The sequence below is a fragment of the Alteromonas sp. KUL49 genome (assembly GCF_006538345.1).
GTDB lineage: Bacteria > Pseudomonadota > Gammaproteobacteria > Enterobacterales > Alteromonadaceae > Alteromonas.
In genome coordinates this window covers 66,640-79,099 of record NZ_BJKL01000002.1, presented here as the reverse complement: position 1 = coordinate 79,099, position 12,460 = coordinate 66,640, and the positions used below count along the sequence as shown (strand labels likewise).

At 43.1% G+C, this 12,460-nt stretch carries 13 protein-coding genes and 1 pseudogene; 10 read left to right on the top strand and 4 right to left on the bottom strand.

All coding sequences use genetic code 11. From position 1 onward, the window contains the following. Positions 1-174 precede the first annotated feature (174 nt). From EYS00_RS03550 to EYS00_RS03525, 6 genes are all read left to right on the top strand, one after another. Positions 175-723 (top strand): hypothetical protein, encoded by a 549-nt coding sequence (locus EYS00_RS03550; protein WP_130635194.1) that lies wholly within the window; start codon positions 175-177, stop codon positions 721-723. Between the two features lie 74 nt (positions 724-797). Then, positions 798-1,205 carry a hypothetical protein gene (locus tag EYS00_RS03545; RefSeq protein ID WP_130635193.1) on the top strand — a complete coding sequence of 136 codons (408 nt, stop codon included), beginning with the start codon at positions 798-800 and terminating at the stop codon, positions 1,203-1,205. Positions 1,206-1,343: 138 nt separating this feature from the next. Continuing rightward, complete coding sequence (locus tag EYS00_RS03540; RefSeq protein ID WP_130635192.1) at positions 1,344-2,207, top strand: hypothetical protein; 864 nt, start codon at positions 1,344-1,346, stop codon at positions 2,205-2,207. Between the two features lie 127 nt (positions 2,208-2,334). Next, positions 2,335-2,679, top strand: coding sequence for a lactoylglutathione lyase (locus EYS00_RS03535; RefSeq protein ID WP_130635191.1), 345 nt, complete (start codon positions 2,335-2,337; stop codon positions 2,677-2,679). A 51-nt stretch (positions 2,680-2,730) separates the two neighbouring features. Then, positions 2,731-3,672 (top strand): TM2 domain-containing protein, encoded by a 942-nt coding sequence (locus tag EYS00_RS03530; RefSeq protein WP_130635190.1) that lies wholly within the window; start codon positions 2,731-2,733, stop codon positions 3,670-3,672. A gap of 113 nt (positions 3,673-3,785) precedes the next feature. After that, positions 3,786-4,439, top strand: coding sequence for a hypothetical protein (locus tag EYS00_RS03525; protein ID WP_130635189.1), 654 nt, complete (start codon positions 3,786-3,788; stop codon positions 4,437-4,439). 65 nt (positions 4,440-4,504) lie between these two features. Here EYS00_RS03525 and EYS00_RS03520 read toward each other — a convergent pair whose 3' ends face one another. Further along, a complete protein-coding gene (locus EYS00_RS03520; protein ID WP_130635188.1) occupies positions 4,505-4,852 on the bottom strand; it encodes a hypothetical protein in 348 nt (115 codons plus the stop codon). Between the two features lie 542 nt (positions 4,853-5,394). On the opposite strand from EYS00_RS03520, the gene EYS00_RS03515 reads away from it, so the two are divergent. Both EYS00_RS03515 and tyrA read left to right on the top strand, forming a co-directional pair. Then, positions 5,395-6,486: a 3-deoxy-7-phosphoheptulonate synthase gene (locus tag EYS00_RS03515; RefSeq protein WP_130635187.1), complete on the top strand. Its 1,092-nt coding sequence runs from the start codon at positions 5,395-5,397 to the stop codon at positions 6,484-6,486. 40 nt (positions 6,487-6,526) lie between these two features. Then, a complete protein-coding gene (tyrA, locus tag EYS00_RS03510; RefSeq protein ID WP_130635186.1) occupies positions 6,527-7,669 on the top strand; it encodes a bifunctional chorismate mutase/prephenate dehydrogenase in 1,143 nt (380 codons plus the stop codon). 38 nt (positions 7,670-7,707) lie between these two features. Here tyrA and pheA read toward each other — a convergent pair whose 3' ends face one another. The 3 genes and pseudogenes from pheA to yciH form a co-directional block, all read right to left on the bottom strand. Continuing rightward, a complete protein-coding gene (gene pheA, locus EYS00_RS03505) occupies positions 7,708-8,889 on the bottom strand; it encodes a prephenate dehydratase (RefSeq protein WP_130635185.1) in 1,182 nt (393 codons plus the stop codon). 196 nt (positions 8,890-9,085) lie between these two features. Next, positions 9,086-9,888: pseudogene (locus EYS00_RS03500) on the bottom strand (response regulator). Positions 9,889-9,960: 72 nt separating this feature from the next. After that, the gene (gene yciH, locus EYS00_RS03495) at positions 9,961-10,293 is read right to left on the bottom strand and encodes a stress response translation initiation inhibitor YciH (protein WP_130635184.1); all 333 of its coding nucleotides are present in this window, start codon (positions 10,291-10,293) and stop codon (positions 9,961-9,963) included. Positions 10,294-10,436: 143 nt separating this feature from the next. Here yciH and EYS00_RS03490 point away from each other — a divergent pair, with 143 nt between their 5' ends. Next, positions 10,437-10,742 carry an STAS domain-containing protein gene (locus tag EYS00_RS03490; protein WP_130635183.1) on the top strand — a complete coding sequence of 102 codons (306 nt, stop codon included), beginning with the start codon at positions 10,437-10,439 and terminating at the stop codon, positions 10,740-10,742. A gap of 44 nt (positions 10,743-10,786) precedes the next feature. After that, positions 10,787-12,358, top strand: a complete 1,572-nt coding sequence (locus EYS00_RS03485; protein WP_242618640.1) for a PP2C family protein-serine/threonine phosphatase — start codon at positions 10,787-10,789, stop codon at positions 12,356-12,358. Positions 12,359-12,460 lie beyond the last annotated feature (102 nt).

Sequence of the window (12,460 nt, the reverse complement as noted above, 5' to 3'; positions counted from 1 at the left end):
CGATCAATGTTAAGCCACATATACTTTGGGGTGGTTAATTATTGAACTGTTGGTTTTTGTTTTCAAGAAAAATTAGTAGTTGTAGATGGGATAGTTTTTGTGTCAAAAGCCATTCCGTGTAGTAATCTGACAAAGTAAAAGATGACTCAAACGGAAACTTGTATCGAATTTATCATGAAAAAGTATGTATTTGCGTTGCTGCTCGCTGCCTCATTATCTGTAAATTCCACAGAACAAATTAACGATGTTTTTATCGTTGATGGCGTAGAGTATGAAATAGAGGTTATGCCTTTTGGAGCAAGCCCTCTAGAGAAGTTGTACGGATTTGATGAGATCTTAGCAATGTTGCAGTTAGAGGGCTGGTGTTCGGCAAACTGGCGTGGTTACAAGGGCACATGGGAAGTCATTGACAACCAACTCTATCTTACCGAGCTTGTTAAAGGAGCATGTTCCAGAAATCCTCCCTCTGTCGATCCAGAATTGTTTTTTGGAGAGAAGGAGTATCCCGTTAAAGCTACTTGGCTCAGCGATTCAATAAGTATTCGTTTGACCGAAAGAGAGCCTATCAGATGTGACGAACAAGACTCTTCACAGGGAGTCATTGGGTTTGAGCACCAAGCGATGGTTTACGAGTTTTCTTCTGGAGAACTTATTCATAAGTTCGAACATAAGGTTGAAGATATATGGGAAGAACCCGCGTTGGAGTGTGAAGCTATCGACTAGACCAAACATGTTACGAGTTCGATAAGACTTAGCATCGAAAACTATTAAAGAAAACGTTAACTTGGATAGGAATCATGAGTAACGAGCAACTATTGGTTATTACTGAACAGCTTATTTTGCTTTCTGCGTTTCTGGGCGGCTTTTCAGCAACATTTTTAGCTGCCATCCTAGTCATTGACCCCAACAAAAAAATGGCAAACTGGGTTGTTGTACTTTCAGCAATTTCCGCCTGTAGTTTTGTCGTGTGTGCGACTTCTTCCGTTGCGTTAGTCAATGGTTTACAAGCCACACAAGAAGCGTTGGAAGCTGGGTTTGTCACTCTCCAAGGTGCAAGAATTATCAGCGGTCTATCAATGGCGCTTGGTTTGTTTTCATTGTTGGCGAGTATTGGAATGTCAGGTTGGTTAAGAGACAAAACGACGGGTATCACTACAAGTTGTGTAGCTGCTGTAGCGATTATCATAGTGGGCGTGTTTGTTTAGCAACTACTCTGTTCAACATTAGTATAAATCTTCGCTTTCGGATAACGCTAACTCGTCAGGCGGCAATTTTTTAGACTAAACTCGGTGTTGTGTTGAATTAAAACAGTGTAGTCATGGAATGACGGCCCGAGGTTTACGATGTTACGATGTGTCATTTTGCTCCTGTCATGTTGTACTTCACTCAACTTGCTCGCCGAGTCTCGACAGTCAGTCTATTGGCTGTATTCCGAGATGCCTCCGGCCCATATTTCCCACGGAGAGCACGTAAACACTGGTTACGCTGACCTTGCAATGCAACTGCTAATAGACGCACTGCCACAGTACAATCATGTAAGGGTTCTTGCAAACTACAAGAGAAGTCTTATTGAGATAAAGGCAAATGACAATGTATGTCACGCTGCTTTGTTGCGGTCGGAAGAGCGAGAGGAGTTTGTCGCTTTTAGCATGCCAGCTTACATTGTCTCGTCTAATAAGCTCTTTGCCCAACCGAGTCATAAATCACTGATGACCAATTATCTTTCCCCAAATGGCAAGGTGGATCTAGCGCGCTTGCTCGCTAGTGAAACATTTGTTTTAGGGGTTAGTAGTGGTGCTATGTACGGGGGCGGAATAGATGAAGCTTTAAACCTGCCATCTAGCCAAGATAATCTCATTTTTAGAACAGCTATTGACCATTACTCTGGATTGTCAGGCATGCTAGAGAGGTCCATGAGATTAGATGGGTTCTTGGGCTTAGCGGTCGAAAATAGGTTTTTTCAAAAACCTAATTCTGCGATAAACAGTAACTCTGTGAGCTATAGTATTGAAGGTGCGGATGACTTTCTAGTGGGATATATTGGTTGCTCCAAGTCTGCGTTTGGCATGCAGTTAATTGATGAAATTAATCACGTATTGACAGTGGAGAGAGCAGGCAAAATTAAAGACTATTATCAAAGCTGGTTACTCGAAGAGGATAGGCCCGCTCATCAAATGCTTGTCGAGCAACTTTTCGATAAAAATTAATAGGAGCAGGATCACTTAATCAGCGCGCATAGTTACTCTGAGCCTTTTTAATTTCAATGTCTTTGTTGGAAGTTGATAAGCGCATGTGTTAAGAGTAGTAAAAGGAAAATAGCTACAGGAAAGTCGCATGCATGTCATAGATATCAAAACCTTTGTTCCCAGCAAGGATTACGAGATATCACAATCGTTTTATTCTGAAATTGGTTTTACACCAGAATACGTCTCTGACGACCTTACGCTATTCGAAAACGGCGACTGTCTCTTCTTTCTTCAGCGGTTTTATAATGAAGATCTTGCGAAAAACTTCATGCTGCAAATATGCGTCGCTGATATTTACGATGCCCATGAATTGTGTTCAAACTCACAGCACAAAACAAAAATTACGCCCGTTCAACAAGAAGCATGGGGAAAAGTTTTCTATTTGTGGGGGCCGGTTGGCGAACTCCTGCACGTGACTCAGCTTGGTAGTTAAGGGATGGAAAAAGATGTTCTACCTTGATCCGCACCAAAAGTTACGCGACCTATGAACGCATTCTCAGCTGACCCAGATTTTTCTAAAAGTGTTATAGATGAGCTGTATCATCCAAAGCACAAATACTTTTCGGTGGCATTTGCACTGGGGCTCGTCCTTGGTGTGTTTGGTGTGCATCGTTTTTACTTGGGTAAAACCATTACGGGTGCTCTAATGTTCCTCACTGGTGGTGGAGGTGGACTGTGGTGGTTTATCGACCTTTTTTTCATTAAGAAAATGGTAAGTAATCACAATATAGAAGAACAGCGTCGGCTAGAGGCTGGAGAGCCTCCGTTGAGCTTGGCTTTTTTGCCACCCAAAGTCGAGCTTAACATTAACGAACCGCCTGCTTGGAGAGCTAAGCGAAGCTCTAAAGTGAGAGTTTACGGCAGTTTGTTTTTGCTTAGTTTAACGGGCTTCATTCTCGGCACTATCTCCACACCCACTGGCACTTATCAACCATGCATCATTCTCTTCATCTTTTTGCTTGCTTCACTCACCGTGGTGCGTTGGAAAATGGCAGCGACTATTCCGGTTATCTCCAGCTTAACGCGATGGATCCATAGACTGCGCCTTTATTACTACAGTGTTGATCCTGGTAATATTTGGTTGATAGCGATACGTCCTATTTTTGGGTTGTTTATGATGCCCTTTAATCCGAAGGGGAGAGCAGAAGTATTATTGTATTTTGAACTCGGCTTGGTGTTTTCTGCGTTCTTTTTTGTTTCTGACCTCATTGAGATTCTGCAATACGATTCTATTTGGGAAGGTATAGGATTGAGTCTTTCCCAATCGTTCCAAAATTTTATTTACACCTATCTTTTTGTTGCTCCAGTAGGCGCATTAATCACGACACAAATCTTGCTCTCTCGTCGTGACTACGTAATCTGGGTATTGAGCTTAGTGTGTATTTTGTTTATTTGTTTGGGGTTAAGCGTGACGGTTAATAGTTAGCTGGTATTGACGCTATTAAGATCAGTATGGTTTTATAGTGACGGGTGCAGGAGTACCCAGAGGGTTGTAGGGATTGCACCATAAAAATAACTCTCTACAAAAGGATTTACTCGATGTTTAAAAAATTAATATCTCTTCTTACCATCATTCTTTCATTTTCCGCTCAGTCTGAAGTTATTCGCTATAATTTGGATTGGGCAGGGATTAATGGCTATACCGCAACCGGATATTTTACCTACGATGATTCGATAGATCACGGTCAGTTTTTAGCTCCTACTGAAATGTTAGATTTATTTTTTCAAGTTACCGACCCTAATGGGGTAGCTCTTGAAGGATATGTGTTAAATAACGAAACGGCATTCCCGAGAACTAGACTGTTTTTTGATCTAGAAACTCAGCAGATAAATGCTAGGTTTGACCCAGATCACCCTGAACACTATTTGGACTATTTATCTATTGGCGAATTACAGGGATACGGCTCAGGTAGAGAATTGTTAGTAACAAATCCAAATGGTTATTTGTTTACTGAATCTTTGGGGTGCAGCGGTTCTCTTCCTGAGTCTGTTGGAGCTGGTTTCGAAATTTATTTCGGCAACGGAGGTTGTAGTGGAAGTATTCTCGATTGGGATGAAGGAGGAAGAGAGTCTCTCAGCGTTACGTTGCAGAGTGTCTCCGCTGTTGCAACACCAAATTCTTTTTTGTTGTACGGTTCGGCGTTACTCCTATTAATGAGACTGAATCGCAAGTCAAAATCGCTAGACCAGTAATTAGCGTTAACAAAAAGGCCAGCAAAATTGCTGGCCTTTTAAGAACTCACCACTAAAGCAGCGGACTAGTTGCTATTGTATATACGCCAGCGTGTTTCAACACACACGTTAAAATCGTTTTCAGTCACTACATCGCCATCAGCAAAAACTGCTTTTAGGTCGAACAGACAGTAACCTGTGCCGTCGTCGATGTTGATTTCAAATTTTTTGCCAGGACGCAAATAGTCTCCGTCTAAGATATCTTCTTCCCAGCTGTCTGAGTCGATGTTAGACGCGTAAAATTCAGTCATTGTTACGCTGGTATCATTAACTAAGTCGATACGGCGATCTTTACCGTCAGCAGAGTTAGCTGATGCAGTAAATGCCATAAGCACTGTTGCGATTAAAGCTACTGTTTTAAACGTGTTCTTCATGGGCGTCCCTTTATGATCTAAACAAATCTATCAGTTGAATTATTGTATCGAGCTGATCTAATTCAACAAGATACTTATGTTTATACTTTGAAAGTCTACTTTACTGAATCCGGTCTAACAAGTTGTGCTGATGGGAATTTGTTAAAAATAGGGTAAAAAGTGTACGCATGACTTAATGTAAAGGTAGTTAGTAAGCGTTACATATTTTAGCTAATGGGCGCTAAGTTGGTTGCTATTTGTCCAATGTGGCGGTGTTGATGAACACTCTACGGTAAGCAATATTACTAGATTTACCACTGGTTAAAAAATGTTCTCTTGTGGCTATTGAGAGGTCAGTGACAGACAAAGCAGAGATTAAGATATGCCTTAGATCAAACAATTATGGGGTAATGGTTGTTTAATTTTTCTGTTTTGGTAAAAAGTCAAACATATTATTAAAATAATAAAATTAAGTTGTACATAAAAGTTTACGGTAAGGTGCTTTCTTATCGCTATCTCTTATGACGTTTCCGTTTTTTCGTTTATATATCCAAGAGAACATCATGATAAAGGACACCGTTAATAATCTTCACGTAAGTGGAGAAGATATTCTTATCACACCTGAAGCATTAAGTGCTGAGTTACCCGTATCAGAGCGTGCTTTGCAAGCTATTGCTGAATCAAGAAACATTATTTCTGACATTATTCATCGTAAAGATCACCGCTTGCTAGTGGTCTGTGGCCCGTGTTCTATTCACGACGTTGAGGCTGCTAAAGCTTATGCGCTTAAACTAAAAGAGCTTCACGAGTCTTGTAAAGACACCTTGTTCATCGTTATGCGTGTGTATTTTGAAAAACCACGTACTACCACGGGTTGGAAAGGGCTTATTAATGACCCACATATCGATGGCTCGTTCGATATTGAAGCTGGCTTGAGAAAAGCACGGGAATTATTGATTTGGTTGGCTGAACTTGAGCTTCCTGTTGCGACAGAAGCTCTTGACCCAATCAGCCCTCAGTACCTTGCTGAGTTGTTTAGCTGGTCTGCTATTGGTGCACGAACGTCTGAATCACAAACTCACCGCGAAATGGCGAGTGGTTTGTCTATGCCTGTCGGTTTCAAGAATGGTACTGATGGCAGCTTGGGTATTGCGATTAATGCACTTAAGTCTGCGGCCTCTGGTCACCGTTTTATGGGAATTAACAAGCAAGGCCAAGTGAGCGTTATTGCCACTAGTGGTAACCCAGACGGTCATATTATTCTTCGTGGCGGTAAGCAGCCTAATTATGATTCTGTCTGTGTTTCAGAGTGTGAGCAAGAGCTTCAAGACGCTGGGCTGAACGCCGCGTTAGTCGTTGATTGTAGCCATGCGAACTCAGCTAAGGATTACCGTCGTCAGCCATTGGTTGCACAGAACGTTGTTAATCAAATCCTAGAGGGCAATCAGTCGATTATCGGCGTTATGTTGGAAAGTCACTTAAATGCGGGTAATCAGAAAGCTGACGGCAAGAAGCCAGAAGAGTTAGAATACGGTATTTCTATTACCGACGGTTGTATTGACTGGGAAACTACAGAAACCTTAATTGAGCAAACCAGAGAAAAGCTTATTACTGTGTTACCCTTACGTCAAAATAAGCGAACGGACGCAGCCTAATACTGACAATCGGCTGTGCTGTTGTTAGAAGGAAACCAACATGGCCGAATATTCGCAAGAATTAGCATCATTGCGCGATGAAATCGACGAGCTGGACTCTCAGCTCGTCGATTTATTAGTTAAGCGCACCAAAGTCACTACGCAAATCGGCAAGGTAAAAGCCTCAGCAGGTATGCCGGTGTACGTTCCAGAACGAGAAAAGTCTCTCATTTCAGCGCGCCGTGCCCAAGCGCAGGCAGTGGGTTTATCTCCAGAACTCGTTGAAGATTTGCTGCGCAGAATGATGCGCGAGTCTTATCATTCCCAAAACAATCAATATCGATGTGTTAATCCCGACATTAGTAATGTTGTAGTGGTGGGCGGCCAAGGTGCGCTGGGTAAAGTCTTTGTCAGTCTTTTTGAGCGTAGCGGTTATCAGGTCTCAGTGGTCGAGAAAGATGATTGGGATAGCGGTTCGGCAGAGATCACACTGAGTAGCGCAGATTTGGTTATTGTGGCCGTGCCTATCAATATTACCGAGAGTGTTATTAGCCAGCTGACTATGCTGCCTGAGCATTGTGTATTGGCTGATATTACCAGTATTAAAGCTAAACCTCTTGATGCCATGATGGCCGTACACAGCGGGCCTGTAGTGGGGCTACATCCAATGTTTGGTCCAGATGCTCCAGGTATGATTAAGCAGGTGGTTGTAGTGACTCATGGGCGTGACACGAGTGCCTACGAGTGGTTAATTAAGCAAATGACTATCTGGGGCGCGACGATTCACGAAAGTTTGGCGAGTGAGCATGACAAAGCGATGGCCTATATTCAGGTGATGCGACACTTCAACACCTTTGTGTACGGTGAGCACCTACGTGGTGAAAACCCTGATCTCGATACCCTTACCTTGTTTAGCTCACCAATTTATCGATTAGAGTTAGCTATGGTGGGAAGGTTGTTTGCTCAGGCGCCAGAGCTGTATGCTGATATTATATTTAATAATCCGGATAACTTTGCCCTGTTGCGTCGTTTCCATGAGCGGTTTGGTTTGGCTCTCAATTTACTGGAAGAACAGAACAAAGCTGGATTTATCGAGCAATTCCGCACTGTGGGAGACTGGTTTGGTGATTACGCTAAAACCTGCTTAGTCGATAGCAAGCAATTGTTGTTAAAAGCCGACGACGGTCAATTATTAAGAAAGTAAGTGAATAGCCCCACATGCCAGTGTGGGGCTTGTACTTTTTACTCGGCCAATGCGCTAGCGGCGGCAACCTTGGTTGGGCTAATCTCTTCACTAGGATAGCAACCTAGTACTTTGATATAGCGAGTAATGTTTTTCAGCGACTCCAGTGCTTTTTGCACTGGGCCATCAGCCACATTACCTTCAACGTCAATGTAGAACAATTCTTCCCACTGATTTCCTGGAATAGGGCGAGACTCAAGTTTTGTCATATTGATATTGTTGTCGCGCAATACCAGTAGCGCCTCAACAAGTGCACCCGGTTTCTGCACAGTAGACATGACAAGCGTAGTTTTTGCAGGTACTTGTAATGGCACTACGACTGGCTGGCGGGCAACAACAATAAACCGGCTATGGTTTTCTTTTTGGTTGGCTAAGTTGCTCTTAATAGCCGTTAAACCATAAAGATTTCCGCCTGCTTCACTACCAATGGCGGCAACATCGTCACGTTGTAATTCGCTCACTGTAAGCATGGCCGATGATGTACTGTCCATGGTTTTTACTTCAACATTACCCAACTCAGCCAAAAAGTGACTGCACTGTGTGAACACTTGTGGGTGAGCATATAGGGTACGTATTTTGTCAATAGACGTATCTTTGCCCACTAACAAGGTATGGCGAATAGGATGAGTGAGTTCACCGATAATACTTAGCTGAGTGTGCTGAAGTTGGTCGTATACCTCGTTAATACTGCCAGACGTAGTGTTTTCAATCGGAAGAACGGCGTAATCAGCGTCGGCATTTTCAACTTTTTGCACGATTTCACTGAAGCTCTGGCAACCCATTTCTAAAAGTTCACCTGGGCGGCGTGAGAAATACTTCTGCGTAGCTAGATAAGAATACGAGCCTTTGTCCCCTAAAAATGCAACGCGATTCAGTGGTAGGGCACTACCAGGGTTGGCACGGGCTGCAAGCATGGCTTGTTGGTTGAGTACCGAGTCTTCAATAATGACATGAAAAATTTGCGTTACGTAATGCGGGTCTAGGCCAACCACTTGACCTTCTTTAATCAGACGCACTAGCAGTTGCTCTTCGCGTTTTTGGTCACGTACGGGAATATGATGCTTTATCTTGGTTTCAGCAACTTCGTTAGTTAGTGTTCTACGCTCGGCGAGTAACGAGAGCAATTGGCTGTCAAGCGATGTGATTCGCTCTCTTACCGTGTCCAATGCATTGTCTGACATAGTATTTCCATTTGTTGTTTTTGCAAAAAAAACCTCCCAGTGGGAGGTTTCTTAGCGCGTAGCATTACCTCCCTAGTTAAAGGATGTAAACGCAAAAAAGAAGCGGGCTACGCGGTGTGTAATTTTTTTCATGTTGGTGACTTTATGGGCTGAGCGGTTAAGTGTCAACCCATTTTTACAGCTCAGACCAATGTTTTTACTCGTTTCCAAGCAATGCGGCTAGCATTTTTCTCACTTCTGTGGGTTCGAATGGTTTGTCGCACAATGCATTTACCCCAGTTTGCTGGATATTAGCCATATGGGCGCTTTCAGCAGACTCGGATGTCACCATAATAATAGGGATATGCGTCGTTTCTGGATTGAAACGATAAACTCTGATAGTTCCCGGCCATCCATCTCAGGCATGTTGTAATCGGTAACCACTAGGTCGAATGGCTCGTCTTTAATATACGTCAGTGCCATCGCACCATTTTCAGCTTCTTTGATGTGCTGTAACCCCATGCCTTCGAGTACGCGGCGAATGTGATTTCTGGCAAGCTTACTGTCATCCACCAACAAAACACGCACGTCTTGAATGTCGAAAAGGTCTAGGTCGAGTTCGTCGTGATTAATCAAATCTAAGCTTGCATTTAGCGCGCGAGACAAATGAACAGGTTCGAATGGCTTGGGTAAAATTGCAGCCACACCCGCCTGTTTAAACTCTTCAAGTTTGCTTAGACGGTTTTCACTAGAAACCAGCATAAACGGAATAGAGCTGTGCTCTTCGTTTTCCTTGATAAATTTTAATAATTCGATGGCTGTACCATCTTCATAATACATCGCACTGACGATTACGTCGGCACCGTGAGCTTTGACTGCGGATATTGCCTCTGCAAGTGTACTCACTGGGTCAATTTCCTTCACCTTTTCTTTGAGTAGTAAGGTGGTGATAATTTTTCTCTGGGTATCAGATGGTTCAACCAAAATGATATGTAAATCAGAAATCGACAGCTTTTCCATTTCAGACTCTTCTTTTAGTGATGAGGGCCATGTGGACCACTGCCTACATGAACCTAAAATTGAACATTAAACTCAGCTACCTGCGAGTTTTACGGTAAATTTTTTATTTTCTAGCAAAGATTTAAGTTTTTCTCTGTCGTCTGTTTGAACTTCGATATTGCCTTCTTTGACTGCGCCGCCGCAACCACATTTTTTCTTGAGTTCAGAACAAAGCGACTTCAACTCGCTAGCGGGCAAATCGAGCCCTTTAACGATAGATACGCCTTTGCCTTTGCGGCCTTTGGTTTCGCGGTGGATCCTAACTATTCCATCTTTTGATACGGAACGCACTTCTTCTTTAGGCTGAGGTTTTATTTTTCCGCCGTCAGTGCTGTATACCAGCAACGCGTCTTTCCAGTCTTGCATTGTTACCCCTGAATTTCAAAATCAGGCCATAGTAGCATGGCACACAAAAAAAATCTGTTCTAGTATACTACTATTAGAGTTAGTTGATCTTCACAGCAAAATAATGCTCTATTTACGCTATGTTGGTTTTTAAGGAGAAACAAATGGAAATATCAACACATTATCGAAACAACGGATCCGTTCTTGTCATCGATATTGGCGAAAAGTTTGATTTCGGTAAAGTGGAAGATTTTAGAAATGCATACAGCGACTTACCGCACAATGTCGCGCATATCATTATCGATTTAGCAAAAACTGAATATATGGATAGCTCGGCACTTGGCATGCTCTTAAACATGCAAAAAGCATTAGTCGACCGTTCACTAAAATATACCATTGAAAACACTCGTCCTCCCGTTGCGAGAATTCTCAAAATATCCCGATTCGACAAGAAGTTCGATATTAGCTAGTGGCAGGCTCACTTGTGGTGTAACTCATGGGTAGTAGACGCGCTATGAAAATTTTGATTGTTGACGACGAGCCGATTAACCGCATCATGTTACTGAGCATGCTCAACGATGCGGGGTACACAGATTGTATCGAGGCGCAAAATGGCGCTGACGCCCTTGAGATTGCCCACAGAGAGCAGCCAGATTTGGTGCTGCTCGATGTTATGATGCCGGGTATGTCCGGCTTCGAGGTGGCTCCTGCGTTAAAGGAGATGGCTAAAGGCAGTTACTTACCCATATTGTTCATCACCGCTTTGGATGACAACGACAGTTTGGTTAAATGCTTGGAGGTTGGAGGGAACGACTTCGCCACTAAACCTTTTGACAAACACATACTCACCGCAAAAATTCGCGCTCACGAAAAAATAAGAGCATTGAGCAAACATATCGAAGAGCAAAATACCGCGTTGCGATTTTACAAACAGCAAGTTGCCCGAGAGCATGCCATTGTTGAGCATATCTTTAGCCATGCCATTGTAAATCAGCCTGAGATAAAAGCCTTTTTCGATTGTGTACTCGCGCCAGCAGAAACGTTTAATGGTGATTTGTTTTTGTGTCAACCAAGCCCAAGTGGAGGCCTCTACTTTATTGTCGGCGATTTCACTGGACATGGGTTGGCGTCTGCCATTGGTGCGCTACCCGTCACAAGAGCGTTTCAAGAAATGTCGTTAAAAGGTTTGGCGGTATCTGAAATTGCTACTGAGATAAATGACATTCTACTGACCTTTTTACCGGGCGATATGTTTATGGCCGGTATTGTTGGTGAAATAGGATCAGACGGTAAGCGAGTAACACTGTGGCAAGGTGGTATTCCTCAGTCTCTTGTGGTGCATTCTGAAACCCGGCAAATCAATCGATACCCTGCGAAGCATATGGCACTAGGTATATTGGAGAGAGATGAGTTTGATTGCTTGGTGGATAACTTTGAACTGGCCTACGGTGACAGACTCGTCATGTACACCGATGGGTTGGTGGAAGTGAACGATGAAAGTGGCAATATGCTGGGTGAAAGCGGCATAGAGCAATGGTTCGAACTCAACAACAGCATTTCTCTTGAAGGAGTTTACAACCAAGCGCTTAACTATTCATCTACTCAAACTTTTGACGATGACGTGACTATTGTTGCATATACCGCACAGTCACTTGAAACACTTAATCCTACCTCTGAAAGTGACGATATCCCCTCCGACATTGTTATTAAGCTTTCTGCATCTCACATTAAAAAAGATGACGTTCTTGAACGTATTTTAAGTGTGACTGGGCAGTGCAGTGGCATCACCCATGTTCGCTCGACCCTGTTTACCTTGCTGTCTGAAATGTTTAGCAACGCCCTAGAGCATGGCATTTTGGGGATGGACTCTCAAATGAAGCATTCGCCTGACGGTTTCGTTGAATATTATACAGAGCGTGAAAAGCGCATCAGCAACTTAGACGACGCTACGCTAGTGGTAAAACTACAGAGCCGACCCGAGAAAAAGAAGTCGAACTTTCTGTCACCGATAGCGGTGAAGGGTTTGACCATTCCACTATTGATTTTGAAAGTGCGGAAGCAAGTTTTGGTAGAGGTTTGTCTCTGATTCAAGCACTCAGTGCTAAAGTTTGGTTTGAAGATAGCGGCAGAAAAATTAGCTGCATACTGTCTACCGACGTCTCAAATACTACTGAAGAATAAGTCAACA

Bases quoted from the DNA above. Each gene is read 5' to 3' on its own strand.
- EYS00_RS03490 (WP_130635183.1), top strand. From the start codon at position 10,437: ATGGAAATATCAACACATTATCGAAACAACGGATCCGTTCTTGTCATC.
- EYS00_RS03550 (WP_130635194.1), top strand. From the start codon at position 175: ATGAAAAAGTATGTATTTGCGTTGCTGCTCGCTGCCTCATTATCTGTA.
- pheA (WP_130635185.1), bottom strand. From the start codon at position 8,889: ATGTCAGACAATGCATTGGACACGGTAAGAGAGCGAATCACATCGCTT.
- EYS00_RS03515 (WP_130635187.1), top strand. From the start codon at position 5,395: ATGATAAAGGACACCGTTAATAATCTTCACGTAAGTGGAGAAGATATT.
- EYS00_RS03530 (WP_130635190.1), top strand. From the start codon at position 2,731: ATGAACGCATTCTCAGCTGACCCAGATTTTTCTAAAAGTGTTATAGAT.
- EYS00_RS03485 (WP_242618640.1), top strand. From the start codon at position 10,787: ATGAAAATTTTGATTGTTGACGACGAGCCGATTAACCGCATCATGTTA.
- EYS00_RS03535 (WP_130635191.1), top strand. From the start codon at position 2,335: ATGCATGTCATAGATATCAAAACCTTTGTTCCCAGCAAGGATTACGAG.
- tyrA (WP_130635186.1), top strand. From the start codon at position 6,527: ATGGCCGAATATTCGCAAGAATTAGCATCATTGCGCGATGAAATCGAC.
- yciH (WP_130635184.1), bottom strand. From the start codon at position 10,293: ATGCAAGACTGGAAAGACGCGTTGCTGGTATACAGCACTGACGGCGGA.
- EYS00_RS03540 (WP_130635192.1), top strand. From the start codon at position 1,344: ATGTTACGATGTGTCATTTTGCTCCTGTCATGTTGTACTTCACTCAAC.
- EYS00_RS03520 (WP_130635188.1), bottom strand. From the start codon at position 4,852: ATGAAGAACACGTTTAAAACAGTAGCTTTAATCGCAACAGTGCTTATG.
- EYS00_RS03525 (WP_130635189.1), top strand. From the start codon at position 3,786: ATGTTTAAAAAATTAATATCTCTTCTTACCATCATTCTTTCATTTTCC.
- EYS00_RS03545 (WP_130635193.1), top strand. From the start codon at position 798: ATGAGTAACGAGCAACTATTGGTTATTACTGAACAGCTTATTTTGCTT.